Annotated in this window: 25 protein-coding genes; 8 read left to right on the plus strand and 17 right to left on the minus strand. The window is 32.4% G+C overall.

Features of this window, described 5'->3' with window-relative positions:
* Nucleotides 1-36 precede the first annotated feature (36 nt).
* From DG435_RS16020 to lipA, 3 genes are read right to left on the minus strand one after another with little or no spacing between them, the layout of a single operon-like run.
* Complete coding sequence (locus DG435_RS16020; RefSeq protein WP_159025494.1) at nt 37-2259, minus strand: response regulator; 2223 nt, start codon at nt 2257-2259, stop codon at nt 37-39.
* Nucleotides 2260-2289: 30 nt separating this feature from the next.
* On the minus strand, nt 2290-3294 hold the full coding sequence (gene gap, locus DG435_RS16025) for a type I glyceraldehyde-3-phosphate dehydrogenase (RefSeq protein WP_106791731.1): 1005 nt from the start codon (nt 3292-3294) through the stop codon (nt 2290-2292).
* Between the two features lie 27 nt (nt 3295-3321).
* The gene (gene lipA / locus DG435_RS16030; protein ID WP_024770775.1) at nt 3322-4194 is read right to left on the minus strand and encodes a lipoyl synthase; all 873 of its coding nucleotides are present in this window, start codon (nt 4192-4194) and stop codon (nt 3322-3324) included.
* Between the two features lie 276 nt (nt 4195-4470).
* Here lipA and DG435_RS16035 point away from each other — a divergent pair, with 276 nt between their 5' ends.
* Nucleotides 4471-4701, plus strand: coding sequence for a hypothetical protein (locus tag DG435_RS16035; RefSeq protein WP_024770774.1), 231 nt, complete (start codon nt 4471-4473; stop codon nt 4699-4701).
* A gap of 15 nt (nt 4702-4716) precedes the next feature.
* On the opposite strand, the gene DG435_RS16040 is transcribed toward DG435_RS16035, so the two are convergent.
* The 4 genes from DG435_RS16040 to DG435_RS16055 all read right to left on the minus strand — a co-directional run bounded on the left by DG435_RS16040 (nt 4717) and on the right by DG435_RS16055 (nt 8019).
* Nucleotides 4717-5289 (minus strand): RNA polymerase sigma factor, encoded by a 573-nt coding sequence (locus DG435_RS16040; RefSeq protein WP_234387058.1) that lies wholly within the window; start codon nt 5287-5289, stop codon nt 4717-4719.
* A gap of 38 nt (nt 5290-5327) precedes the next feature.
* The gene (locus tag DG435_RS16045) at nt 5328-5534 is read right to left on the minus strand and encodes a hypothetical protein (RefSeq protein ID WP_024770772.1); all 207 of its coding nucleotides are present in this window, start codon (nt 5532-5534) and stop codon (nt 5328-5330) included.
* 143 nt (nt 5535-5677) lie between these two features.
* Complete coding sequence (murB, locus tag DG435_RS16050) at nt 5678-6691, minus strand: UDP-N-acetylmuramate dehydrogenase (protein ID WP_106791781.1); 1014 nt, start codon at nt 6689-6691, stop codon at nt 5678-5680.
* Between the two features lie 134 nt (nt 6692-6825).
* Nucleotides 6826-8019: a pyridoxal phosphate-dependent aminotransferase gene (locus tag DG435_RS16055; protein WP_106791732.1), complete on the minus strand. Its 1194-nt coding sequence runs from the start codon at nt 8017-8019 to the stop codon at nt 6826-6828.
* 137 nt (nt 8020-8156) lie between these two features.
* Between DG435_RS16055 and DG435_RS16060 the strand changes: the two genes are divergently transcribed.
* Both DG435_RS16060 and DG435_RS16065 read left to right on the plus strand, forming a co-directional pair.
* Nucleotides 8157-9503, plus strand: a complete 1347-nt coding sequence (locus DG435_RS16060; RefSeq protein ID WP_106791733.1) for an aspartyl protease family protein — start codon at nt 8157-8159, stop codon at nt 9501-9503.
* 79 nt (nt 9504-9582) lie between these two features.
* Nucleotides 9583-10932: an aspartyl protease family protein gene (locus DG435_RS16065; RefSeq protein WP_106791734.1), complete on the plus strand. Its 1350-nt coding sequence runs from the start codon at nt 9583-9585 to the stop codon at nt 10930-10932.
* Nucleotides 10933-10992: 60 nt separating this feature from the next.
* Here the strand turns inward: DG435_RS16065 and DG435_RS16070 are convergent, their stop codons facing one another.
* The gene (locus tag DG435_RS16070) at nt 10993-11397 is read right to left on the minus strand and encodes a DUF1573 domain-containing protein (RefSeq protein WP_074408891.1); all 405 of its coding nucleotides are present in this window, start codon (nt 11395-11397) and stop codon (nt 10993-10995) included.
* Between the two features lie 256 nt (nt 11398-11653).
* Between DG435_RS16070 and DG435_RS16075 the strand changes: the two genes are divergently transcribed.
* A complete protein-coding gene (locus DG435_RS16075) occupies nt 11654-14287 on the plus strand; it encodes a valine--tRNA ligase (RefSeq protein ID WP_106791735.1) in 2634 nt (877 codons plus the stop codon).
* 67 nt (nt 14288-14354) lie between these two features.
* Here the strand turns inward: DG435_RS16075 and DG435_RS16080 are convergent, their stop codons facing one another.
* From DG435_RS16080 to rsfS, 6 genes are all read right to left on the minus strand, one after another.
* A complete protein-coding gene (locus DG435_RS16080; protein ID WP_106791736.1) occupies nt 14355-14621 on the minus strand; it encodes an acyl-CoA-binding protein in 267 nt (88 codons plus the stop codon).
* Between the two features lie 2 nt (nt 14622-14623).
* Nucleotides 14624-15271, minus strand: coding sequence for a phosphatidylserine decarboxylase family protein (locus DG435_RS16085; protein ID WP_106791737.1), 648 nt, complete (start codon nt 15269-15271; stop codon nt 14624-14626).
* On the minus strand, nt 15261-16070 hold the full coding sequence (locus tag DG435_RS16090) for a phosphatidate cytidylyltransferase (protein WP_106791738.1): 810 nt from the start codon (nt 16068-16070) through the stop codon (nt 15261-15263). Before DG435_RS16090 ends, DG435_RS16085 begins: the two co-directional genes overlap by 11 nt.
* Nucleotide 16071: 1 nt before the next feature.
* Nucleotides 16072-16683: an LUD domain-containing protein gene (locus tag DG435_RS16095; RefSeq protein WP_106791739.1), complete on the minus strand. Its 612-nt coding sequence runs from the start codon at nt 16681-16683 to the stop codon at nt 16072-16074.
* A gap of 116 nt (nt 16684-16799) precedes the next feature.
* Nucleotides 16800-18752: an ATP-dependent zinc metalloprotease FtsH gene (ftsH, locus tag DG435_RS16100; RefSeq protein ID WP_106791740.1), complete on the minus strand. Its 1953-nt coding sequence runs from the start codon at nt 18750-18752 to the stop codon at nt 16800-16802.
* A gap of 13 nt (nt 18753-18765) precedes the next feature.
* Nucleotides 18766-19137: a ribosome silencing factor gene (gene rsfS, locus DG435_RS16105; protein ID WP_024770761.1), complete on the minus strand. Its 372-nt coding sequence runs from the start codon at nt 19135-19137 to the stop codon at nt 18766-18768.
* An 89-nt stretch (nt 19138-19226) separates the two neighbouring features.
* Between rsfS and DG435_RS16110 the strand changes: the two genes are divergently transcribed.
* Nucleotides 19227-19958, plus strand: a complete 732-nt coding sequence (locus DG435_RS16110) for a biotin--[acetyl-CoA-carboxylase] ligase (protein WP_106791741.1) — start codon at nt 19227-19229, stop codon at nt 19956-19958.
* On the opposite strand, the gene DG435_RS16115 is transcribed toward DG435_RS16110, so the two are convergent.
* Nucleotides 19959-20351 (minus strand): orotate phosphoribosyltransferase, encoded by a 393-nt coding sequence (locus DG435_RS16115; RefSeq protein WP_106791742.1) that lies wholly within the window; start codon nt 20349-20351, stop codon nt 19959-19961.
* Nucleotides 20352-20366: 15 nt separating this feature from the next.
* On the minus strand, nt 20367-21008 hold the full coding sequence (gene pyrE / locus DG435_RS16120) for an orotate phosphoribosyltransferase (RefSeq protein ID WP_106791743.1): 642 nt from the start codon (nt 21006-21008) through the stop codon (nt 20367-20369).
* A gap of 8 nt (nt 21009-21016) precedes the next feature.
* Between pyrE and DG435_RS16125 the strand changes: the two genes are divergently transcribed.
* The 3 genes from DG435_RS16125 to DG435_RS16135 all read left to right on the plus strand — a co-directional run bounded on the left by DG435_RS16125 (nt 21017) and on the right by DG435_RS16135 (nt 23487).
* Nucleotides 21017-21625, plus strand: coding sequence for an NUDIX hydrolase (locus DG435_RS16125; protein ID WP_106791744.1), 609 nt, complete (start codon nt 21017-21019; stop codon nt 21623-21625).
* 67 nt (nt 21626-21692) lie between these two features.
* Nucleotides 21693-22151 (plus strand): peptidoglycan-binding protein LysM, encoded by a 459-nt coding sequence (gene lysM, locus DG435_RS16130; protein ID WP_106791745.1) that lies wholly within the window; start codon nt 21693-21695, stop codon nt 22149-22151.
* A gap of 103 nt (nt 22152-22254) precedes the next feature.
* Nucleotides 22255-23487: a glycoside hydrolase family 18 protein gene (locus DG435_RS16135; RefSeq protein WP_106791746.1), complete on the plus strand. Its 1233-nt coding sequence runs from the start codon at nt 22255-22257 to the stop codon at nt 23485-23487.
* A gap of 22 nt (nt 23488-23509) precedes the next feature.
* On the opposite strand, the gene DG435_RS16140 is transcribed toward DG435_RS16135, so the two are convergent.
* Entirely contained in the window at nt 23510-25255 is a 1746-nt protein-coding gene (locus tag DG435_RS16140; RefSeq protein ID WP_106791747.1) for a M14 family metallopeptidase, read from the minus strand.
* Between the last annotated feature and the right edge of the window lie 9 nt (nt 25256-25264).

Genomic DNA, 25264 nt, shown 5'->3' on the forward strand with positions numbered 1-25264 from the left:
CTCGGTTAGCTTTTCTCAAAAGCTGTACCAAATCAACTAGGCAGTGGCTTGTTTTTTTACCAATGCTTTATGAAGTTTTGTAAAGAACTCTTCGGTTTTATATGGTTTTGGTATGATATCATTAAACCCATTATCATAAAATTCATCTAGATTATCATCCAGAGTAACTGCTGTTAATGCTATAATTGGAATTTCTTTATTGAATTTCCTAATTTGTTTTGTAGCTTCAATTCCACTGATTCCTGGCATATGAATATCCATAAGAATAAGGTCGAAGGCGTTTTCTTTTGTTTTATTTACTGCAATATCACCATTATCGGCAACATCACATTTTATCTCATTCTTTTCTAAGATTTTTCTTGTAATTAGTTGATTGATTTTATTGTCTTCTACCACCAATATGCGTTTATCAATCATTATACTGTAATCAATTTTCTTGGCCTCTTCGGTATAATTAGTGCTTTTGTCTTCAAAAATCTCGAATTTAAGATCAAATAAAAATTTTGATCCCTTGCCTAATTCACTTTCTAGTTTGATTTCACTATCCATTAAGGATAACAAATTTTTCACTATCGATAACCCTAGACCAGTACCGCCAAATTTTCTATTAATTTGTACAGAACCTTGAGTAAAGTTTTCAAAAATACTAAGTTGTTTCTTCTCTGATATTCCTACTCCATTATCTTCAATTTCAAAACTAAGTGAGACTTTGTTTTCAATTTGACTAATAGGTTTTACTCGTATCCAAATATCCCCATTTTGCGTAAATTTTATAGAATTTCCGATAAGATTGATTAAGACCTGAGAAACTTTAAGTGGATCTCCTTTAAGTTTAGCAGGGATAGACTCGTCAAACTCGTAATGTAAATTATTGTTTCTGTCTTTGGCAGATTTACCTAGAGCTATTAATACATCATTTATTCGTTTTTTTAGATTAAATGATGTGTTCTCTAATTCTACTTTGTTAGCCTCAAGTTTATTGAGATCCAGAATATTATTAATTAATGACAAGAGATATTCTCCAGAAAATTTGAGAGAATTAAGGTGTTCTTTTTGGTTAGGTGTGGGACTTTCTTCAAGTAACAGATGAGTTAACCCTGTAACGGCATATAATGGTGTTCTTAACTCGTGTGTTATTGTAGAGAGGAATTGAACTTTGGCTTCACTAGCTCTTTCTGCATTCTCTTTTGCTAGTATAAGTTCTGTGTTTTTATTTTGTAATAATTCATTTGCTCTCGCTCTTAGATTGTTGTTTTTATAAAGAGAAAGAGTTAAAAGAGATAATATTGTTATTAAAGCAATACTTAGTATTGTGGTAAGACGTCCTAATTTTAAAGATCTTTGTTGTTGTATGTTTTCTTCTGTTAATTCTTCTATTAGAACATTGTTTTCGTTTAGATTTAATTTTGCACCTGCTTCTTGAGCTATGATTTCTTTGTTGGTATTGAATAGAGCGTCTTTTATTTTTTCGTGTGCCCTAAGGTTTTCAAGAGAAGCGGGATAATCTTCTTTTCGTTCATAAATCTGGCTATACAATTCGAAACATTCTGATCGTATTTCTGCATACCCCATATCTTCACCAATTTGCATAGCCAAATCATTGGTTTTCATGGCTTCATCGGGCTGGTTTATTGATAGTTGTGCTCTAGCTTTATTGGTGTAGAGTTTTGCTTTAAAATAATGCTGATCAAATGAATTTATAATAGGAAGTCCACTATTAAAGTGTTTTATAGCCAATTCGGGTTTTTTCTGAGCAAGTGCTAAAAGTCCAAGATTTAATTTTATAGGCCCTTCCTGACTTTTGAAATCTTTTTTTTTGGCTATTATAAATGCGTCTTCAAGAAATTTTAATGCTGTTTTATATTTTTCAAGCTTTGTAGCAATTGATCCATATATGGTATATGAAGAAACAAGCATAAATTCATCATTGGTTTCATTCTGAAAAGCAATAGCATCAAGAATTTGCTCTTCAGCTTTTTTTAGATCTCCCAATTCCCGGTATAGCTTGGCAAGTACCATATTGGTTTTTGCTATATAAATTTTGTCTTGTTGTTGTAATGCAAGCTCTTTTGCGTTGATAATATTAGAAAGCGCGGGTTCTAATCTAGTTTGATTAATAGATTGCGAAGCATTTTCCAAATAACTCTCAATAGAGTCATTCATTTGATTGTTTTCTGAGAGCTCAGACGTCTGTGCATAACTAAAAAAACAACAAATAAGTAAAAATTGCGCTATAAAGTATTTGATTTGGGTTGGCATTTTTCCTCTGAAATATCTCAACTAAGATAGTTATTTCTTACAAATGTTAATAATTAAATCAATTATTCTATTACTATATCCTATTTCATTGTCATACCAACCTATGATTTTCACCATTTTTCCTATCACAGAAGTCATTAGAGAATCAAATGTGCAAGAGTATGGATTGCCAAGTATATCAACAGATACTATTGGGTCTTCTGTGTATGATAAAATACCTTTTAAGCTAGTTTGGGAAGCTTTTTTAAATTCGTTGTTGATTTCTTGAATAGAAGTTTGTCTTTTTACATTAAAGGTAATATCTGTGAGTGATCCATTAGGAACAGGAACCCTTATACCACATCCACCTATTACATCGCTTAGTTCGGGGAAAATTTTTGTTAATGCTTTTGCTGCACCTGTTGTTGTGGGAACTATAGATTGACTGGCGGCTCGTGCCCGTCTTAAATCTCTATGAGGTTGATCGTGTAAACTTTGATCGGTAGTGTAGCTGTGTACAGTAGTGATGTAGGCTTGTTCGATGCCGCATAAATCATTGATCACCTTGATCATAGGTGCTGCATTGTTTGTAGTGCAAGAAGCATTAGATAAGATAGTTTCTGACCCATCAAGGACATGGTCATTTACACCCATAACAATAGTTTTTATACTATCTTCTATAGATGGAGCAGATAAAATAACTCTTTTTGCACCAGCCTTCAAGTGTTTTTCTGCATCAGGTTTGGTTTTAAATTTCCCTGTTGATTCGATAACAATGTCTACATCATATTTTTTCCAGTTGCAATGTTCTGGATCTTTTTCATTAAGTAATGGGATTGATGTGTCTTGTACTATAATATGATCTTTGGTATGAGATACCTCAAAAGATAAAATACCATGTATGCTATCATATTTAAGAAGGTGGCTTAATGTTTTTGAGTCGGCGAGGTCGTTTATTGCGACAACTTGTATGTTAGGATGATTGATTAATAATCTAAACAAGTTACGGCCTATTCTTCCAAAACCGTTGATAGCAATTCTAATAGGTGTATTCATTAAATCCTTACTACTGTTTTTTTTGGATTAAGTTAAATGCTTTTGAGCTTTATATGAAGATCTTACCAAGGCACTACTTTCTACATGTCTGAATCCCATTTCTAAACCTATTTCTTCATATTTTTTAAACTGATCCGGAGTTATAAATTCTTTTACAGGAAGATGTTTTTTACTTGGTTGTAGGTATTGTCCTATAGTAACAATGTCTAAACCTACTGTTCTAAGGTCACTTAGTGTTTGTATAACTTCATCTTCTTTTTCTCCAAGCCCCAGCATGATTCCGCTTTTTGTACGTTCAATACCATTTTCTTTAAGATATTTCAATACTTGCAAGCTTTGTTCATATTTGGCCTGGATGCGAACTTCTCGAGTCAACCTCTTTACAGTTTCCATATTATGAGAAACCACTTCTGGTTTTACTGTAATAATCCTATCTATATTTTTTGTTTTCCCTTGAAAATCTGGAATTAATGTTTCTAATGTAGTTTCTGGATTCATTCTACGAATAGCCTGAATAGTTTCTGCCCAGATAATTGACCCGCCATCTAACAAATCATCTCTATCTACAGATGTAACAACAGCATGTTTTATATTCATCAATTTTATTGATCGCGCTACTTTTTCGGGTTCTTCCCAATCTACAGTTTCTGGTCGTCCGGTTTTAACGCCACAAAAACCACAGGAACGTGTGCATATATTACCTAATATCATAAAAGTAGCAGTCCCTTCACTCCAGCATTCACCCATATTAGGACAACTCCCAGAAGTACAGATGGTGTGTAGGTTATACTTATCTACTAATCCCCGAAGTTCTGTGTATTTCTTTCCCGTAGGAAGTTTAACACGTAACCATTTTGGTTTTCCTTTAGGAGGTGCTACGCTAGCAACATTATTATTCATACAAGCAATATTTTTAGCAAAAATACAAAGAAAGCTTAGATTAAAATGAAGTTTTGAATAAAGTTAATACATCATTAGAAGAGGTGTCTTAAATTTAAAAAAAGAAGTACGCTATTAAACTACGTTATGTTAAGGGAAATAAGGGTTATAATTTCTAGATATTTCTTCTTACAGTAAAACCATATCTATACAAAGTCTTAACATCAGGTTAAAATTAAGTTAACATAAAATTTTTTTTGAATTTGACAGTTATCTTTTTTGATAAAGAGAAAAATCATGCCCGAAGAATTGGTAAGTCTTAAAAAAACAAAAAACAATCGAAAGCGTGTAGAAAAATGGTTGCTTAATAATCAGAGGTATATTAATATCACTGCTATAGAAAAAGAGATTTCTGCACCAAAAGGATTGATACAAAAGTTTGTGAAATACGATAAAAAAATCAACGACAAATGGATTGATCCATTATATGGCGTTATCAAAAGGTTTACTTCTTTTACCTTGAGATAGTTTTTTGTTTAGAAATTAGTGCTTTGCATTAGTAATTATTTCAGAAAGTAGTTTTCTGGCCCTCAATAACTTTACTTTGACATTGTTTATAGGTTCGTTGAGGTGATCAGCAATTTCTTTATAACTCAATTCCTGAAAATACCTTAAGTTAATTACTTTTTGGTAATTAGGTTTTAATTGTTTAATGTAGAGAAGTAGCTGAGCTAAATTTTGCTCGGTAATTAGTTTATCTTCTGGAGTTGGATTATGATCGATGATCTTATATACAGCATCGTCTACTTGTGTTGTAGTTTTGGATTGTATTGATGCATTTTTTTTTCGCAATAAGTCTATATGGATGTTTTTTGAAATCTGAATCAACCACGTTTTGAAATTATATTCTTCTTTAAACGTGTTAATTTTATCAAATGCTCGAGAAAAACTTTGTATAGTTATGTCTTCAGCTTCATACTCATCTCGAGTTTTTTGCAACTGAAAATTGTAAACATCATTCCAAAAAGTGTCAAGAAGATAATTAAAAGATATTTGTTTCCCTTCTTTAGCTTTTTTTATATGATCTTCTAAGAGGATAAGATTTTCTTTTTTCAATGCATTGTTTTTGAGTGAAATAGATAATCGATAAAAAGCTATTCAGCGTGTTTTTCTTCGTTACAGTTTGAGTACTGATCTGGAGTTTTTCCACAAAGAGAACATGATTCACCATCCTTATTTAAAAATGGACTTTGACTTGCACATGTACCAGCAAATTTACCATCTTTTTTCGCCCATAATTTAATTGCGATACCACCAAATGCTAATAGTAATAAAACAATTGTAAGTAATAAAAGCTTCATAATAATATAAAAATCAAAATTGGTTACAAAGATACAAAGAATGTATGGCTAAGAAGCTATTAAACAAAAAATTAAGAATAATGTGTTAATTCTTGATTGATATCAGCTTTTTTTGATTAGATATACTTATTAATGTTTTAATTTTATATAATATTAACTTCAGTTTCCAGAAGAATATCGAATTTTTCTTTTATATCGGTTAAAATTCTTTTGGATACATTCAAAATTTCATTTCCGGAGGCATTGTTGTAGTTTACCAAAACCAAAGCTTGCTTTTCATGCACTCCTGCATCACCCCAGCGCTTTCCTTTAAAACCAGATTGCTCGATCAACCATCCTGCCGGAATTTTAATATGCTCTTCATCTATTTTATAAAAAGGAATGTTAGGATATGTTTTTTGAAGTCTGGTGAAATGATTAACATCAACAACGGGGTTTTTGAAAAAACTACCGCTATTTCCGATTTGTGAAGGGTCTGGGAGTTTGCTTTTTCGTATCGCAATCACTGCTTCAGAAACATCTTTAATTGTCGGTTTGGTGATTCCCTGATCGATCAAAGCATTTTCTATAGCACCATAGCTTGTATTAAGAGTATGCTCTTTTTTGGTTAATCTAAAGGTAACTTTTGTGATTATATATTCACCTTTTACATCGTTTTTAAAAACAGAGTTACGATATCCAAATTTGCAATCTTTATTTAAAAAAATATGCTTCTTCCGAGTAGTAATATGAATCGCTTCGCAACTCGTCATTGTATCCTTAAGTTCTACACCATAAGCACCAATATTTTGAATTGGAGCACTACCAACATATCCAGGAATTAGAGATAAATTTTCTAACCCACCATAGTTGTTTTTGATACAGTATTGTACAAAATCATGCCAGTTTTCTCCTGCATTTACAGATACAGATACGTAATTATCAGATTCTTCTGTAACTGTAATTCCTTTTATAGCAATATGTAATACTAACATGTCAAGATTTTTTGTTAGTAGCATATTGCTTCCGCCGCTCAAAATAAAAAGAGGATTTTTATTATTTTTTGAGAGTATAGTATTAAGTTCGGATTCTGAAGTAATAGCTGCAAATTCTGCGGCAATGACATCAATTCCGAAAGTGTTGTACTTTTTTAGGGATTTATTATATTCAATTTTCACACGTTTAAATTTCAAGAATTATTTGATGATAAATTAATTATAAAATTGAGAACATGTATAATCACTACGCTCTCTCGTTAAAAATTTTAAACATTTCCTTTTAGGAAAATATGCTTAGTTTTTTAATGTTCGTTTCATCGATCATTATATTTTTCAAGAGCTATTTTTAATATTTCAATTGCCTTTTTAAGATCTCTTCTATTTAGAACATATGCTATTCGTACTTGGTTTTTTCCTTTGTTAGGGCCTGAATAAAACCCAGAGGCCGGTGCCACCATAATAGTTTGCTTATCTAAGTCAAATTCATCCAGAAGCCATTGTGCAAAGTGATCAGCATCTTCGATTGGTAATTCTGCAATACAGTAAAAAGCACCTTTAGGAATTCCTACTTTTACTCCTGGAATTTCTTTAAGACCAGCTACCAGAGTATCTCTTCTGGCTTTATATTTTGCAACAGTTTCTGTATAGTAAGATTCTGGAGCTTCTAATGCTGCTTCACTAGCAATTTGTGCAAGGGTAGGAGGGCTTAGTCTTGCTTGTGCAAATTTCATAGCAGTTTCCATTACACTTTTGTTTTTACTTATCATGCATCCGATACGTGCCCCACACATACTATATCGCTTAGAGACAGAATCTACAATAATGGCGTGTTCGTCAAGACCTTTTTCTTGTAATATAGAGTAATGCTCAGAATCGTCATATACGAATTCTCGATACACTTCATCAGAGATCAAAAATAAGTCATATTTGATAGCAATTTCTGCTAATTGCTTTATTTCTTCTTTGCTGTAAAGGTAACCCGTTGGATTACCGGGATTACAAATCAGTATAGCTTTGGTTTTTTTTGTAATTAATTTTTCGAACTCTGCAATAGATGGCAAGGCGAATCCAGTTTCTATTTTAGAAATAACAGGAACTACTTTAATAGTAGATTGCGTCGAAAAACTATAATAATTTGCATAAAAAGGTTCTGGAACTATAATTTCATCACCAGGATCTGTAATACTACCCATGGTAAAAATTAATGCTTCGCTGCCCCCGGTAGTGACTAAAATGTCATCAGAGGATACATCAATATCATGTTTTGCATAATAACCAGCTAATTTATTTCTAAAACTTTCAAATCCGGCAGAGTGGCTATACGCAAGAATATCTAATTTATGATTTCGTACAGCATCCATGGCTTCAATCGGTGTTTTTATATCTGGTTGACCGATATTTAAACGGTAAATATGTTTACCTTCTTTTGTAGCTTTTTCTGCAAAAGGCACCAGTTTTCGAATTGGTGATTCGGGCATAGCTCTGCCTTTATGCGATATTATTGGCATCTGATTTGATTTTAAAAAATAAAATAGCGGTAAATTTCTTAAATATTTTAAGAAATTGGGGCATACTTGATACTATTTTTTAGCTATTTTTTTATATTTAATGCGATCAAGCTTCTACGACTTAATTTTTTTCTTTTATGAGAGGTAGACTTTTAATGATACTTTTGCTTTTCAATTTTGTTCTTCATGCGCAAAATGATTTCAGATTACCTTTTAGAAAAAACAGTACTAAGATTAAATTCCAATTAATAAATAACCTTATTGTTATTCCCGTTGTTGTAAATGGCGCTAAACTTTCTTTTATCCTGGATACCGGTATTGGGTCTACAATTGTTTTTAGTGTTGATGACACAATTTCTTTGAAACATAAAAATATTTCAAAGATTCAGCTTAGAGGATTAGGTAATGATGACCCAGTAGAAGCAATACGATCTGTTAATAATGTGATGACCATTGGAGAGGCGTTAAGTATTAATCATACCATTTATCAGGTTTTGGATAAATCTATTAATTTTTCACCCAGAATGGGAACTGTCATACATGGAGTTATTGGTTATGATTTTTTTAAAGATTTTGTCTTTGATATTAATTATACAAAAGAATTTATAAAAGTATATAGGCCAGAATCTTATGTTTATAAAAAATGTAGAAAGTGCTATCATGCTAAGCTTGATCTAAGAGATGAAAATAAAAAACCATTTGTAATTGCAAAATATCTATCTGAAGAAAAATTGATTGATGTTAATCTTTTGCTAGATTCGGGTTCTGGATCTTCTCTATGGTTGTTTAAAGATGTGAAAAAAGGTATTAGAATAACAAGAAACTCGTTTAGGGATTTTTTGGGTAAGGGATTTAGCGGAAATGTATACGGCCAAAAAACTAAAATCAAAGAGTTTCATGTTGGTGATTTTATATTGAAAGAAGTAAAAGCTTCTTTTCCAGATTCTATTTATATACAGAGAATGTCTCTTGATGATAGAGAAGGGTCGTTGGGAGGTGATATTTTACATAGATTTAACCTTGTTATAGATTATTCTCGTCAGAAAATATCCTTTAAAAAAAATAATTTCTATAGTAAGCCCTTTTATTACAACATGAGTGGGCTTACTATTCAACATAGAGGTTATACAGCCGTAAATGATTACAATGTTAGTGGTATAAAAAAAGAAGCTTATGCAGAAAAAAATGAAGCTTATTTGGGAGTTGATAATATGGTAAGTGAACAAAGGTTGGTGGTTTCAAATAATTTTGTACTTAAGCCTAAATATGAGATTTCTAATATTAGATGTGGTTCACCGGCAAATCTTGCAGGTTTAAAAAAAGGAGATGTTATTTTGCAGGTGAATGGAAAAAATGCGTATAGGTATAAACTCTCGGATCTTAATAACCTGTTTTCTTCTGAAGAAGGTAAAAAAATTAAGATAAAAATAGAACGATTGGGAGTAGAAATAAAGTGTGAATTCTATCTGAAAAAGATAATCTAATTAAAGAATAACTTATTTGAATTTGTAAATCCTTATTTAGTTTGTAGGTTTTTCAACTATATTTTTTATATTTAGAGTAATGAAGGTTTTTCTACTAGATTTTTGTCATTTTCTTAAAAGTAAGATTTTAGTACTATTCCTAATCTTTAATGTCACTCTTTTTGCTCAAGAAAGCTTTCAGTTGCCTATTGGGAAAAAAAGTGATAAGATTAGATTTGAATTGGCAAATAACCTTATTGTCGTCCCTGTTATTGTAAATGGTGTCGAACTTTCCTTTATTTTAGATACTGGTGTTGGATCAACAATTATTTTTAGTGTAGACAATAAAAGTTCCTTAGAACTTAAGAACGCTTCAAAAATTTACCTTAGAGGGCTAGGTGATAATGAACCAGTAGAAGCCATAAAATCAATCAATAACGAAGTAAGGATAGGTGATGCGGTTAGCACTAATCATAAGGTTTACCTGGTTTTGGATGAGTCAATTAACTTTTCTCCCAGAATGGGATTTCCTGTACATGGGATTATAGGTCATGATTTTATTAAAAATTTCGTTTTAGACATTAATTATGCAAAGCAGTACATAAAAATGTATAATCCAGGGTCATATACATATAAAAAGTGCAAAAAATGTTATCAAACTAAAATTGATTTTAGAGAAAAGAAGAAAAGACCATTTATTACAGCTCAATATGAATCTGCTAATGGATTGATTGATATAAATCTTTTATTAGATTCGGGTTCTGGTTCTTCGTTATGGTTATTTGAGAATAAAGAAAAAGGAATATATGCTGGTGATAATTCCTTTAGAGATTTTTTGGGTAAAGGTTTTAGCGGAGATATATATGGAGAAAAAACTAAAATTAAAGAACTTCATATTGGTGATTTTAAAATGAAGGAGGTAACAGCTTCATTCCCGGATTCTATTTATATACAAGGAATATCTTTAAATAATAGACAAGGATCTTTAGGAGGGAATGTCCTAAGAAGATTTAATCTTATTTTAGATTATACTCGCAAGAAAATATCTTTTAAAAAGAATGCCTTTTTTAATAAGCCTTTTCATTATAACATGAGTGGGCTTACTATTCAACATACTGGTTTTACAGCAGTAAAAAATTATAAAGAGGAAGATAGAGTGTATTTAGGATTAAACAAATTAATAAACCAAAAAACGATTGAGCTCACAAATAACTTTATTCTTCAGCCTAAGTATGAAATTTTAGATGTTAGACCCAATTCGCCTGCCGATCTAGCAGGTCTAAAAAAAGGAGACGTTATTTTACAAGTAAATGGTAAAAATGCATATAGGTATAAACTTTCTGATCTAAATGATATGTTTTATTTTGAAGAGGGAAGGAAAATCAAGATGAAAATAGAACGATTAGGAATAGAAATAAGCTACAATTTCTCTCTTAAAAAAGTAATTTAAAAACAAAAAAAGGATACTCCAGAGTATCCTTTTTTTTGTTACTATTTATTGTATAAGTGTCTAGTTTTTCTTTTCCAAAACACTTTTGTCAAGCACAGTTCCTTTGATTTTTATAGCCATTGTAGGAGTATCTCCTGCGTTGGATGTTACTGTGATAGTTTTACGAATTGGTCCCACTCTTTTGGTATCATATTTAACTTCGATAACACCAGATTCTCCTGGGGCAATTGGTTGCTCTGGTTTTTTAGGAATGGTGCATCCACAGCTTGAATATACTCTGGAGATGACTAAAGGAGCATTTCCTGTATTTGTAAATTCAAATTTGCGTACACCGTCACTGCCTTTGGCGATTTCGCCATAATCAACAACTTCGGATTTAAATTTTATTTGCGCTTTATTAGTGTCTTGTGCATTTAAGGTTGCGCCAAGAACACCAATAAATAAAATTATCATTATTTTTTTCATGATGTAGGTTTTTATTAAACGTAAAAGTACTTACTTTTTATTCAACTGCAAAATGATGACTAAAAGTAAAAGGTCAAAAGCTAGAGGTGTGAGCTTAGAAATTTTAATATAACACAGACTATAAACTATTATATTTTTATAGATGCATTATTTAATTTCATTACTCGGTTTTTTTTAAATTTTCATATTTCTAACTTCGTACTTCATACTTTAATAAGTACTTTTGCACTTCTAAACTCAAAAATTAGACCAAAGTATGTCTTTAGCAGGAAAATATGATGCAAAATCGGTAGAAGAAAAGTGGTATGCCTACTGGATGGAAAATAACTATTTTCATTCAGAGGTTGATGAAAGAGAAGCGTATACTATTGTTATTCCGCCGCCAAATGTTACTGGTGTTTTGCATATGGGGCATATGCTTAACAATACAATTCAGGATGTATTAATCCGTAGAGCTCGTCTAAAGGGGTATAATGCATGCTGGGTACCGGGAACTGACCATGCATCAATAGCAACAGAGGCTAAAGTCGTTGCTAAGTTAAAAGAAGAAGGAGTTAATAAAAACGATCTTACCCGAGAAGAGTTTTTAGAACATGCCTGGGAATGGACCCATAAACATGGAGGGATTATCCTGGAGCAGTTAAAAAAATTAGGAGCATCTTGTGATTGGGAGCGTACTGCTTTTACAATGGATGACAACTTGTCTTCGTCTGTGATTAAGGTTTTTGTAGATCTTTATAATAAAGGATTGATTTATCGTGGCTATAGAATGGTAAATTGGGACCCCCAGGCTAAGACTACTTTATCTGATGAAGAAGTAATTTATGAAGAAAAACAAGGGAATTTATATTACCTGAATTATAAAATAGAGGGAACAGAAGATACGTTAACTATTGCAACCACCCGACCAGAGACAATTATGGGAGATACTGCAATCTGTATTAATCCAAATGATGATCGATTTAAACATCTTAAGGGTAAAAAAGCTATTGTGCCTATCGCTAATCGCGTTATACCTATAATCGAAGATGAATATGTGGATATGGAGTTTGGTACAGGGTGTCTTAAAGTGACACCTGCTCATGATCTTAATGATAAGACTTTGGGAGATAAGCATAATCTAGAAGTTATAGATATCTTTAATGATGATGCTACATTAAACTCTTATGGATTACAGTATGAAGGAAAAGATCGTTTTATAGTTCGTAAAGAGATTGTAAAGGAGCTTGAGCGTATTGGAGTACTAGCAAAAACCGAAACACATCTTAATAAAGTAGGAACTAGTGAGCGTACCAAAGCTGTGATCGAACCAAAATTAAGTGATCAGTGGTTCTTAAAAATGAAAGATCTGGCTCAACCAGCATTAGATGCTGTTTTAGATAAAGAGGTAAACCTGGTTCCCGAAAAATTTATAAATACCTATCGGTACTGGATGGAAAATGTTAGAGATTGGAACATTTCACGCCAGTTATGGTGGGGGCACCAAATACCGGCATATTTCTATGGAGATGGAAAAGAAGATTTTGTAGTAGCAGAAAGTAGAGAAGAGGCGCTGGTTTTGGCTAAAGAAAAGACAGGAAATACCGAGTTGACCAATGCAGATCTTACTCAGGATCCTGATGCTTTGGATACCTGGTTTTCTTCTTGGTTGTGGCCAATGAGTGTTTTTAACGGTATTTTAGAACCAGATAATAAAGAGATCAATTACTATTATCCAACTAATGACCTGGTTACTGCGCCAGAAATCTTATTCTTTTGGGTAGCGCGTATGATTATTGCTGGATATGAGTATCGAGGAGAAAAACCTTTTACTAATGTATATCTTACAGGTATTGTAAGGGATAAGCAACGCCGTAAGATGTCTAAATCTTTAGGTAACTCTCCAAATCCTTTGGACTTAATAGATCAATATGGAGCAGATGGTATTAGGGTAGGAATGTTACTAAGTTCTCCTGCAGGGAATGATTTAATGTTTGATGAAGATTTGTGTAAGCAGGGTAGTGCCTTTGTTAATAAAATATTTAATGCCTCTAGACTTATTCTAGGGTGGGAGATTGATGATGCTATAGATCAACCAGAATCTTCTGCTATGGCGATAGCATGGTATACCTCAAAATTTCAGAAAACACTCTTAGAACTCGAAGATAGTTATGCAAAATATCGTATTAGCGATGCTTTGATGACTACATATAAGTTGGTGTGGGATGATTTCTGTAGTTGGTTATTAGAGATGGTTAAACCTGCATATGGGAGCCCCATTGATGGTAAAACATACCGGGAAGTAATCAAAATTTTAGAAGATAATTTAAAGGTTTTACACCCTTTTGTACCTTTTATTTCTGAAGAAATATGGCAACAGATCACAGGTAGAACACCAGAAGAAGCGTTAATCATTGCCAGTTGGCCAGAACCACAAACAGTTGATGAAAATTTGATTGCAGAATTCGAGATTGCAGCAGAAGTAGTTTCTGGAATTAGAACAATACGAAAAGAGAAAAATATAGCGTTTAAAGAAGCTATCGAATTATCTGTAGTAAATAGTGAAAATAATAGTGCCTCTTTTGATACAGTAATTAGTAAGCTCGGAAACTTGTCGGCATTAAATTATGTAGATGCTAAGGTTGAAGGAGCACTTTCTTTTAGAGTAAAATCTAATGAATATTTCATTCCGATTTCTGGAGCGATCAATGTGGAAGAAGAAATTAAGAAATTAACTGATGAACTATCGTATACAGAAGGTTTCTTGAAATCTGTTCAGAAAAAATTACAAAATGAGCGCTTTGTAAATAATGCACCAGACCAGGTTATTGCTAACGAAAAGAAGAAACAATCTGATGCCGAAGCTAAAATTGCTACTATAAAGTCAAGCCTTAAGAGTTTGAATAATTAGATGATGTAATTAGGTAGTATAATAATTAATAAAAAAGCCTTGATTTATATAAATCAAGGCTTTTTTATTAATCGGTTATATGTTTATTTACCAATTCGATATATTTTTCTTTGGCTTCTTTTGGAGTAAGGTTTTTTGCTTGAAAAAATGCATTTAGTTTAAATGCATTTCTAAGTTCGCTATCCCCTGAAGGGGTGAAAAAACCTTCTGTATGCGTTGCTCTTTTGTAATATGCATAGAAATGAAGCATAACATCGGGTGGCAATTGTATTTTAGTATTGCAGGCACGCTCATATGCGTTATCGAAGGCAATATTTAATTCTTCTTCGGTCATGATTAAAGATTGGCAATAACACTTTCTCCTCCTTTTACTTTTTGGTTTAAAGTAACACTTATATCGGTTCCTATAGGTAAATATACGTCTACTCTGGATCCAAATTTAATAAAACCACTATCAGAGCCCTGAATTACCTTTTCTCCTTCTTTAGCATAATTTACAATTCTTTTTGCAAGAGCTCCTGCTATTTGTCGATAAAGTATTTCTATGCTATTATTTTTTACAACAACGGTAGTTCTTTCATTTTCTTCAGAGGCTTTTGGATGCCAAGCTACAAGATATTTACCAGGATGATATTTGCTAAAAGTAACTTTTCCGTTTATAGGGTGTCTTGTTACATGAACATTTACTGGAGACATAAAAATTGATACCTGTAAACGATTATCTTTAAAATGTTCTTTTTCGTATACTTCTTCGATAACTACTACTTTTCCATCAACGGGGGCCACTACAGTACTATCACTAACTGTTGTGTTTCTTTTAGGGTTTCTGAAAAACTGTAAAATCAAAATCAGAAATACTAATGTGACCGAAAATATAGCAATTTGCCATTGGTCTACCTGAATAGCTACGTAAGAGGCCAAATTAATGCCTAGAAATAATACAAGTGCTACTGATATTATTTTATATCCTTCTTTATGAAACATGCTTTAATATTTGTAAAAATGCATATAAAAATGGGCTGGCAAATATAACACTATCTAATCTGTCATATATGCCACCATGACCTGGCATTATAGTACCACTGTCTTTAACTCCAGCCTGTCTTTTGAACTTAGATTGGATTAAATCTCCCAGTGTGCCAAAAATACTCATAATTATGCTTATAATCAACCAAATGCTTATTGATAAAGTATCAGAGAATATAGCCATTAAATATCCTGCTAGTATAGAGAAAATAAATCCTCCAATAAATCCTTCAATAGTCTTTTTTGGAGATATTCGTTCTAATAGTTTGCGCTTACCAAAATTTTTCCCAACCAAATATGCAAAAGTATCATTAACCCAAGTGATTAAAAATGCTCCTGCAATAATAGAAGGTTGATATTCTCCTGTATAATATGGCACAAGAGTTAAAAACACAATAGATGTGATTAGATAAAAAATACTGGTACGATATTTTCGCTTCTCGAACATTGGGATAATACGAATCGTAACTAAATCTTTTACTAAAAACAATTCTGTAATAATAGTAAGGGCCAAAATAGGAAGTACTAGATAAAAATAAAGTTTATCCTGAAATATGTTTAATACCGCTAAGAGGATAATGAATATTACATACAATCTTTTATTTCTAAGATGGACTAGTTTTTGAAATTCATATATAGTGATTACTCCAAAAACCAAAAATATCCCAATAAAGGTATATCTATTGATACATATTGATAATAGTAAAATAGAGACATATAAAAGCCCCGATAAAGATCTTGTAAGCAGTTCCTTCATATTATAAATCTTCCAGCAGCAGCAAATATAAATTTTTTGAACTATTTCCATAGCTTAAGAAATCCTTTTCTTTTTGCGGTTCAAAATCTTTAATTGTAGTAATGTTTGAAGGAATAGAATTTTTGTTTTTATTTTTTATGCCTTTTAGTCCTTCACCAATATTTTTAACTAGCTGACTGGTAGCTGCTAAAATCACAAAGTTGTCAGGAAGTTCGGTGAGTTTTTTCTCTCTAAGTTGGTTTGAAGACACTAATATAGATCCGTTATCTGCAATTAAATATTCACAAGTAGCAAAAAAGAAAGAGGCAGAAAAGCTTTTAACATAATTTAGATTAAAATCAGAGAATTTATGTTCCAAAGCAATATCAAAACAGCATACATCTTTCTCATACCAATCATTTTCCAAAAGAATCTTGTCAAAAGAATCAGAAACTTCATTTTCATCATCACAATAAAGAAACTTACCACCGTTTCTTTTGAAATTTATCATAAAGCTTTCATCAATCGGTAAATCGATTTCTGGCATATATTTACTGCGATCATCTAAGTGACGTTCCTTACTCTTCTGGTCTGATTTAGATTTTGAGGAAAATATTCTTCTAAATAGACTCATTTTTTAGATTAAGATTGGGAAATTACGGTTTTACATTACCTCCAAAGATAAAAAAAATCTTAACCTAATATTCCGTTAGGTTAAGATTTTTCAATTTACAAGTAAAAATAATATCTTTAAGAAGGTTCTTTAATGATTTCTTCTTCTTTTTTGCCGAATGGCCTTTCGCCAAAAATTTTCTCTAAGTTGTCTTTAAAAATCACTTCTTTTTCTAATAAGACTTCAGCTAATTCTGTTAGCTTGTCTTTATTTTTTTCTAATAACTTAATTGCACGTTGATACTGCTCTTCAATTATATTCGAAATTTCTTTATCAATAAGCTCACTAGTTTGTTCGCTATATGGTTTTGTGAAATTATACTCACTTTGTCCCGAAGAATCATAGTAGGTAAGATTTCCTACTTTGTCATTTAATCCATATACTGTAACCATAGCTCTTGCTTGCTTAGTTACTTTTTCTAAGTCACTTAGAGCGCCTGTAGAGATTTCATTAAATATAACCTTTTCTGCAGCACGACCTCCTAAAGCAGCACACATTTCATCAAGCATTTGATTTGGTCGTACAATTAACCTTTCTTCTGGTAAATACCAAGCAGCACCTAAAGATTGCCCTCTGGGTACAATAGTAACTTTTACCAGTGGAGCAGCATGTTCTAACATCCAACTTACAGTTGCATGACCTGCTTCGTGAAAAGCGATAGCTCGTTTTTCATCAGGGGTAATAATTTTATTCTTTTTCTCTAATCCTCCAACAATTCTATCTACTGCGTCAAGAAAATCTTGTTTCCCTACTGCTTTGTTTCCTTTTCTTGCGGCAATCAAAGCAGCTTCATTACATACATTTGCAATATCAGCACCAGAGAATCCTGGAGTTTGTTTTGCCATGAATTCGGTATCTAATTCATTTTCAACTTTCTTTAACGGCTTTAAATGAACATCAAATATCTCTTTACGCTCACGAATATCCGGAAGATCTACATATATCTGGCGATCAAAACGACCAGCACGTAGTAATGCTTTATCAAGTACATCTGCACGGTTGGTAGCTGCTATAACAATTACATTAGTGTTTGTGCCAAAACCGTCCATTTCTGTGAGTAACTGATTTAGCGTATTTTCTCTTTCATCATTAGATCCCGAAAAATTACTTTTACCTCTGGCTCTACCTACAGCATCAATTTCATCAATAAAAATAATAGCAGGAGATTTCTCTTTTGCTTGTTTAAATAGATCCCGAACACGAGAAGCTCCAACACCCACAAACATTTCTACAAAATCTGATCCAGATAAAGAAAAGAATGGCACTTTTGCTTCACCAGCTACTGCTTTTGCTAATAAAGTTTTACCGGTTCCAGGAGGTCCTACTAGTAAAGCTCCTTTAGGAATTTTACCTCCTAAAGAGGTGTATTTTTCTGGATTTTTTAGAAAATCTACAATTTCTTGCACTTCTTCTTTGGCACCTTCTAATCCAGCTACATTTTCAAAAGAAACTTTAACTTCAGTATTTTGATCAAAAAGCTTAGCCTTAGATTTTCCAATATTAAATATTTGTCCTCCGGCACCACCACCAGAACCACCACTCATTCTTCGCATGATGAATATCCATACTCCGATTATTAGTGCGAATGGTAAGAGAGTGATAAAAATTTCTCCCCATACATTGCTTTCGGTATCATAATTTACCTGAGTTGATAATCCATTCTCTTTTTTTATTGTGGCAATTTTATTCTCAAAATTCTGTAAGTCACCAAATTCAAATTGATAGTCAGGATCATTTGGGCTCGCTGGTAATAGAGATTTATTCTTGTTTTTTTGATGCTTATCTAATGATTTAGCTTCACCGGTAAGAAAGACCTTAGCATTTCGGCGATTTACAATCACTACTTTTTCTACTTCTCCGTTACTTAAAAACTCCTGAAATTCAGAAGGAGAAGTAGTGGGAGCAGATCCTAGTCCACTTCCACCCATAAAATTCAATACTAAAAAACCAATGATAATAATTGCATAAATCCAATATGCACTAAACTTTGGTTTTTTATTCGGTTCTGTTTTTTTATTTTCTTTCGCCATTTACGGTTTTCTTTTAATAATTTGTTTCGATAACTGTAGTTTTTGCATCCCCCCAAAGTCCTTCTATGTCATAGAATTCTCTGATGTGTTTTTGGAAAACGTGCACAACAACATTAACATAATCAATTAATACCCATTCTGCATTTTCACTACCTTCTATATGCCAAGGTTTGTCTTTGAGTTCTTTACTTACCGTTTTTTGGATAGAGCTTACAATTGCATTTACTTGCGTATTAGAAGTTCCGTTGCAGATTACAAAGTAGTTACATACAGTATTTTCAATATCTCTAAGATCTAAAATGTTAATATCTTTACCTTTTACTTCTTCAATACCTTTTAATATTTGAGTAATTAATTGATCGTTACCGATTTCTTTTTTAGTCATGCATTTTTTTAATTTGTGTAAAGTTATTACTTTTTATGATTTTAATGTCTGTATTAGTCGGACATTTGTAAAACTTTTACACCTTATACATGCATATAATCAAAGTTGATGCCATTGACTCGACAAATACTTTTCTAAGAGATCTGAATCGCGAAAAGCATTTCACTACTCCAGTTTGTGTAATAGCAAGAAAGCAACTGTCGGGTAAGGGGCAGATGGGTACGACTTGGCAAAGTAATCCAGGAGAAAACCTCACATGTAGTGTGTTTATGCCTGTTGAGGGGTTGCCGCTAATGGATCAGTTTTATGTTTCTATAGCTACATCACTGGCTGTTTATGATACTTTAAAACGTCTTATAGTTCCTAAATTATCTATAAAATGGCCTAACGACATTCTGTCAGATAAGCAGAAATTGTGTGGTATTTTGATAGAAAATGTGGTAAAGAATGGCAGTATGATTGGAGCTATTATCGGGATTGGAATTAATATCAATCAGACAGAGTTTAATAACCTACCACAAGCTGGGTCTTTAAAACAAGTTTTAGGTCAGAATTTAAATATTGAAGAAATTTTAGAATCCTTATTGATTCAATTAGAAAAACGATTTTCTGAGCTGTGTGTTTCTAGTTTTGTAAAACTTAAAAAAGAATACGAAGCAGTGCTTTTTAGAAAAAACAAACCCTCTACGTTTTTAGATGCAGAGGGTGAATCTTTTGTTGGGATTATTCAAACTATTACCAACGAAGGCAAACTTCAAGTATTAATAGAGGACGAAATTATCTCTGATTTTGATCTCAAAGAAATTAAACTACTTTACTAATTACAGTTTACCGATATTTTCAATTAGTGTATTAATAAAATTCTGGATAGGGTTTTTGATCATCATCGACATCATAGCATTAAACTGACCATCAAAAGTAAGTTTTGCTGTGCTTTTTCCATCTCCAGAGTCAACAATATCAGCAGTTAATGTAAAAGGAAGCTTGTCACTCGCAGCTCCAAGAACTACTTGACTTGGACTCGTATTTTCTTTTTGATCTAATACTAATTCTGGCATTCCTTTCAATTGGAAAAGAAATCTGGAATCATTTATTTTTTCAAATTTTTGCTTGCTTTCTGGCATAAGTTGCTCAAAGTTTTCAACCTTAGTCAAAAATTCGAATACATCTTCTGCTGTTTTATTTACAGTAACAGTAGGGCTTTCTAAGTTCATAATGTTATTAAATTGTTATATGTTCCACTCGGCGGGATTTGTTTTCCAGCTTTGTAATGTTTGTTGTTGTTCTTTTGTAATATATTCAGTATCAACTGCCTGTTCCAAAAGATTCTCATAATTACTTAACGTGTGCAAAGACAATGCCGCTTCTTTAAAATTCTGTACTGCAATATCAAAGCCATAGTTAAATATAGCCACCATTCCTTTTACATTAGCATCAGCTTCTTTTAGTGCTTTTACAGCATTAAGACTACTTTTTCCTGTGCTAATTAAATCTTCGACAACCACAACATTTTTATGGGTTGGGACGACACCTTCGATTTGGTTTTTTCTACCGTGCTTCTTTGCTTCGGGGCGTACATAAATAAAAGGAAGGTCTAATTGTTCTGCAACGAGAATCCCTATACCAATAGCACCAGTAGCAACTCCGGCAATTACATCGGGTTTACCATATTCTTTTTCTATAAACTCAGCAAGGTGCTTACTTAAGAAATTTCGAATTTCTGGATAAGAAAGTGTAATTCGATTATCACAATAGATAGGAGATTTCCATCCAGATGCCCAAGTAAATGGTTCTTGCGGTTTTAATTTAATTGCATTAATTTGCAGTAGTAGTTCAGCAGTTTTTTTTGCTGTATCTTTATCAAAAATCATAGTTGCAAATGTATAAAGTTTTTGTGAATAATACCCCTATTATTCTATCTACAAAAAAGTCGATTGAGGATTATGAAATGATCCCGATAAAAGAAGCTAGCTTTCCGGTAATTATAAGAGATATTCTTAATAAGGAAGCAATACATGAAGAAGCAAAATACCATCTCTATCACAAAAAAGAAGATAAGCTAATAGAGCATTTATATTCTAAATTGCCAGTAGTTGTTGCCGGAGGAGGAAAGGTATATAATGAGAATAAAGAAATCTTGTTTATTCGCCGTAATGGAAAATGGGACCTGCCCAAGGGTAAAGTTGAAAAAAAGGAAGATATGGAAACCGCTGCAATGAGAGAAGTAGAGGAAGAGACAGGGGTTTCGGGATTAGAGATTACCAAATTCTTATATCGAAGCTATCATATCTTTAAAAGAAGTGGTGAGTTTAGACTAAAGGTTACGTACTGGTTTGAGATGAAAACCAACTATGAAGGAGAGTTAGTGCCACAAAAAAACGAAGGAATTACCAAGGTGAAGTGGAAGAATACTAAAAAAGCTAAAAAAGCTTTACAGGATTCTTATTCGAATATTAAGCTATTGTTTTCACATGATTATTTGTCATAATGTTGTTTTTTAATTTTATTAAAAATATTTTTACTACTTAATCAATTACTAACTAAAACAAAACATTATGGGTTTATTTTCATTTATTAAGGGAGCGGGAAAAAAACTATTCGGTATTAAAGATGAGGCCGTTAAAGAAGAAGTAACACCAAAAAGTAAGACAGATTTATTAAAAGCCGAAATTGATCGCTTAGGGATACCTGTTTCTGGTCTTGATGTATCTGTTTCTGAAATGGTAACCGTATCGGGACAGACAGAGACTAATGCAGATAGAGAAAAGATTATTCTGGCAATGGGTAACATCGATTGTATTGGTTGTGTAGAAGATAATATTACAGTAACTAATCCAGAGCCTGAAGCAAAATTTCATGTGGTTAAGAGTGGAGATACACTTTCAAAAATATCTAAGGAAGTTTATGGAGACCCTATGAAATACAATGTTATTTTTGAAGCAAACAGACCAATGTTGGAACATCCTGATAAGATTTACCCTGGACAAACATTACGAATTCCTGTAATGAGTTAATATAATACAGATATAGTGTAAAATAAAAAAAGGGAGATAATATATCTCCCTTTTTTATATAATAAGAAGTAATTAGTTTTAAAATTTGATACTCGATAACAAAATGAAAATTAATGTACACGCACTTTTTTTTCTAATTCTTTTTTTTGTTGCAGCCTGTAATACTAAAGAAAGTAAAGAAAAAACTATTTCTAGTGATCTCGATTCTACTAACGTATATACAGGTCCAAATCATTCACATTACACACAATTTTCTGACTATAATTTCACAACAGAGGGGCAATGGGATAGTCTAAATAATATGACTCATCATTTTAAATCTGCGTCCGGATACAGTATTCATAAAGACTATAAAACTTTTGGATGGCATATATTTTCTAGAGGATCTGCTTATAAAAGTTATAATTTCTCATTATTATGGGGTGTTTCATATTTTTCATACATAGTTAATGCCAAGACAGGAAGCTATGATAACATTCATCAATGGAAAACAACTGCTATGGTGGATAGTGCAAAAGTGAATAATTGTAAAGTATTTCTTAGTGTATCTAATTTTGGTGAAAAAAGAAATGCTCAGTTTTTAAAGAATCCAAAAGCCCAGAAAACCCTTGCAGATAGTTTAAGTGTGTTGCTGGAGCTTAGAAAAGCAAATGGTATAAACATAGATTTTGAAGGAGTCTCATCAAAAAACAAAAAAGAATTTAATCAATTCATTGTTACATTATCAGATCGGTTGCACAAGGTAAATCCTGATTATATGGTTTCGGTAGCATTATATTCAGTCGATTATCACAAAATATTTGATATAAAAACAATTGATTCTTCTATCGATTTTTATACACTAATGGGGTATGATTATTATGGAGGATTTAGTAAACATGCGGGACCAGTTTCTCCATTAAAAAGCAGTAAACGATGGGGGATACATAGTGTTGAGTCTTCTGTTGATTATTATATGAATGAGGGTGTTAACCCAAGTAAACTAATAGTAGGGTTACCCTATTATGGAGGTAAATGGAAAACAGAAGATACTCCTATACCAAGCAGAGCCGAAAAATTTCTTTCTCATGATATGTATAGCACAACTCGAGAATTGCTTGATACAAAAAAATATAAAGTAAGTTTTGATACCATAAGTTCTACGCAGTATGGTATATATGAAGAAAAAGGAGTGACAAAACAACTTTGGTTTGATGATAGTCTTTCGTTATCCTATAAATATGATTGGATTAAACATAAAAAGCTAGCAGGAGTAGGAATATGGGCTTTAGGTTATGATCATGGTTATACCGAATTATGGGAGCTCATGGCTAATAAATTTGGACAAAAACAATAGACTACACTGGTCTTGTCTTATTTTATTTCAAAATTCGATATATCGGATATCTCATATGTGCCTTTTCATAATTATTTGATTGTTTATGTATCCAATCTAGTTGCGCATACCAATTATTGGCAAAAGCCGTATCTTTTTTCTTATTCTGAAATTGTACTCGCAATTCATTATTGTTTCTTAACAATTCTGCAGCTTTGTCTTCCCATACATAAGGAGAAAACCCTTCTTTTTGTTGTAAAATAGTATCAAAAAAATTCCAATTAAAGAAAGAATCCGGAGCTTCTGGTTCTAAAGTTTCCATAAGGTACCTAAATGCTTTTTGATCCGTCTTAACAATGATATCCCCTTTTTTTAGAGTGATTTTCTCAGTATTCTTTTTAATTGAAACCTGGTAGTGTAAATAATGCCCTTCATAAGGTGATGTTCTTGTTTTATAATCTTTAATATGATATACTTCGGCAGTAATTGTAGAGTCTTTTTCCAAGTGCATAAACTCTACTTGATTAAGAGTTAATAATTCAATTACTCTCCACTGACTCTGAGGGATAATATAGGCTTTCGGAATACTAATTTTGGTTGTAGAGGTAAAATAGTTTTTGTAAGTTACTTCTTTTGTATAAGGTTTGTCCTGATGATATTTTAATCGTTTTGCTCCAGTGATCTCGCTATCAATAAATTCTCCTTCATACCCTTTAAAATTAAAAGTAGTGACCTGGGTAGTATCAACTTTCCAGTGTGTTGGATATGTTTCTTGTTTAGCTTGTTTGGCAAAGGTTTTTTCTCGTAATGAACGAATTTTAGCACCATCCTTTTCTGTAATTTCAATCATGGATTTCATAAGCTCATAAGTGCCTTCAACTCTTGGTTTATAGGGTTTTAACATATGCGTTTCTACCATCATTCCCAGAGTATTCCAAAGCGTCGTATATCCTGTAGAATATCGTGGAGAGTCCATAAATTGAGTCCAGCCTTTTTCGGGAGTAGTCCCCCATACATTGACATATGGGGTGATATCCCATTTTTTAGCTTCGAGCGATGCTTCTAGTTGTGGGTGCATTTCTTTATGCAAATAACTTCCTAATTCGTTACCTAATTTATTATGCTGAGTAAATAAATGTGTAAGTGTATATTGATAATCTGCGCCATTGCTTACATGGTTATCAATAAAAACATCAGGTTTTATTAAGTGAAATACTTTGGCAAAAGCTTGTGCGTTTTTAGTATCATTTTTTATAAAATCCCGATTCAAATCATAATTACGGGCATTGCCTCTAAAACCATATGCTTTAGGACCATTCTGATTGGTTCTCGTTCCCGAATTTCGGTTTAAAGCTCCACCAATATTATATATGGGAATGGTAGCCAAAACTGTAGCTAAAGGAGCATTAATTTTACCCTGAACAATATCTCTAAATAACAGCATTGTGGCGTCAATACCGTCACTCTCCCCAGGATGAATTCCATTATTAATTAAAAGCACGCGTTTTGTTTGTCTTATTTTTTCAAAATCAAAAATTGCATCAGGATTTAATGTCACAATATGCAGTGGGTTTCCACTATCGGTCATTCCGATTTCCTGTATATGAATTGAAGGATAGGTTTCTGCCAAATTTTTATAATATGTAATAACTTCTGAATATGTAGAAGTTTCGGTTCCGTTACTTTTTTCAAAAGTAGTGGTGAAATCAAAATTTTGAGAATTTTGTTTTTCAGTGGTATTACAAGAAATAATGCTTAGAAAGCTAACAATGAGAGTGATTTTTCGCATCTGTACTAT

Origin of the sequence: Aquimarina sp. Aq78, assembly GCF_900299525.1 — a bacterium.
Classification (GTDB): domain Bacteria; phylum Bacteroidota; class Bacteroidia; order Flavobacteriales; family Flavobacteriaceae; genus Aquimarina.

Coding starts and splice junctions, on each gene's coding strand:
- gap (WP_106791731.1), bottom strand. CDS start 3,294: ATGAATACACCTATTAGAATTGCTATCAACGGTTTTGGAAGAATAGGC.
- DG435_RS16115 (WP_106791742.1), bottom strand. CDS start 20,351: ATGAACTTAGAAAGCCCTACTGTTACTGTAAATAAAACAGCAGAAGAT.
- ftsH (WP_106791740.1), bottom strand. CDS start 18,752: ATGGCGAAAGAAAATAAAAAAACAGAACCGAATAAAAAACCAAAGTTT.
- DG435_RS16020 (WP_159025494.1), bottom strand. CDS start 2,259: ATGCCAACCCAAATCAAATACTTTATAGCGCAATTTTTACTTATTTGT.
- lysM (WP_106791745.1), top strand. CDS start 21,693: ATGGGTTTATTTTCATTTATTAAGGGAGCGGGAAAAAAACTATTCGGT.
- DG435_RS16070 (WP_074408891.1), bottom strand. CDS start 11,397: ATGAAAAAAATAATGATAATTTTATTTATTGGTGTTCTTGGCGCAACC.
- DG435_RS16045 (WP_024770772.1), bottom strand. CDS start 5,534: ATGAAGCTTTTATTACTTACAATTGTTTTATTACTATTAGCATTTGGT.
- DG435_RS16075 (WP_106791735.1), top strand. CDS start 11,654: ATGTCTTTAGCAGGAAAATATGATGCAAAATCGGTAGAAGAAAAGTGG.
- DG435_RS16090 (WP_106791738.1), bottom strand. CDS start 16,070: ATGAAGGAACTGCTTACAAGATCTTTATCGGGGCTTTTATATGTCTCT.
- DG435_RS16060 (WP_106791733.1), top strand. CDS start 8,157: ATGAGAGGTAGACTTTTAATGATACTTTTGCTTTTCAATTTTGTTCTT.
- rsfS (WP_024770761.1), bottom strand. CDS start 19,137: ATGACTAAAAAAGAAATCGGTAACGATCAATTAATTACTCAAATATTA.
- DG435_RS16065 (WP_106791734.1), top strand. CDS start 9,583: ATGAAGGTTTTTCTACTAGATTTTTGTCATTTTCTTAAAAGTAAGATT.
- DG435_RS16140 (WP_106791747.1), bottom strand. CDS start 25,255: ATGCGAAAAATCACTCTCATTGTTAGCTTTCTAAGCATTATTTCTTGT.
- DG435_RS16080 (WP_106791736.1), bottom strand. CDS start 14,621: ATGACCGAAGAAGAATTAAATATTGCCTTCGATAACGCATATGAGCGT.
- DG435_RS16135 (WP_106791746.1), top strand. CDS start 22,255: ATGAAAATTAATGTACACGCACTTTTTTTTCTAATTCTTTTTTTTGTT.
- DG435_RS16095 (WP_106791739.1), bottom strand. CDS start 16,683: ATGAGTCTATTTAGAAGAATATTTTCCTCAAAATCTAAATCAGACCAG.
- DG435_RS16110 (WP_106791741.1), top strand. CDS start 19,227: ATGCATATAATCAAAGTTGATGCCATTGACTCGACAAATACTTTTCTA.
- DG435_RS16055 (WP_106791732.1), bottom strand. CDS start 8,019: ATGCCAATAATATCGCATAAAGGCAGAGCTATGCCCGAATCACCAATT.
- DG435_RS16085 (WP_106791737.1), bottom strand. CDS start 15,271: ATGTTTCATAAAGAAGGATATAAAATAATATCAGTAGCACTTGTATTA.
- lipA (WP_024770775.1), bottom strand. CDS start 4,194: ATGAATAATAATGTTGCTAGCGTAGCACCTCCTAAAGGAAAACCAAAA.
- DG435_RS16125 (WP_106791744.1), top strand. CDS start 21,017: ATGTATAAAGTTTTTGTGAATAATACCCCTATTATTCTATCTACAAAA.
- pyrE (WP_106791743.1), bottom strand. CDS start 21,008: ATGATTTTTGATAAAGATACAGCAAAAAAAACTGCTGAACTACTACTG.
- DG435_RS16035 (WP_024770774.1), top strand. CDS start 4,471: ATGCCCGAAGAATTGGTAAGTCTTAAAAAAACAAAAAACAATCGAAAG.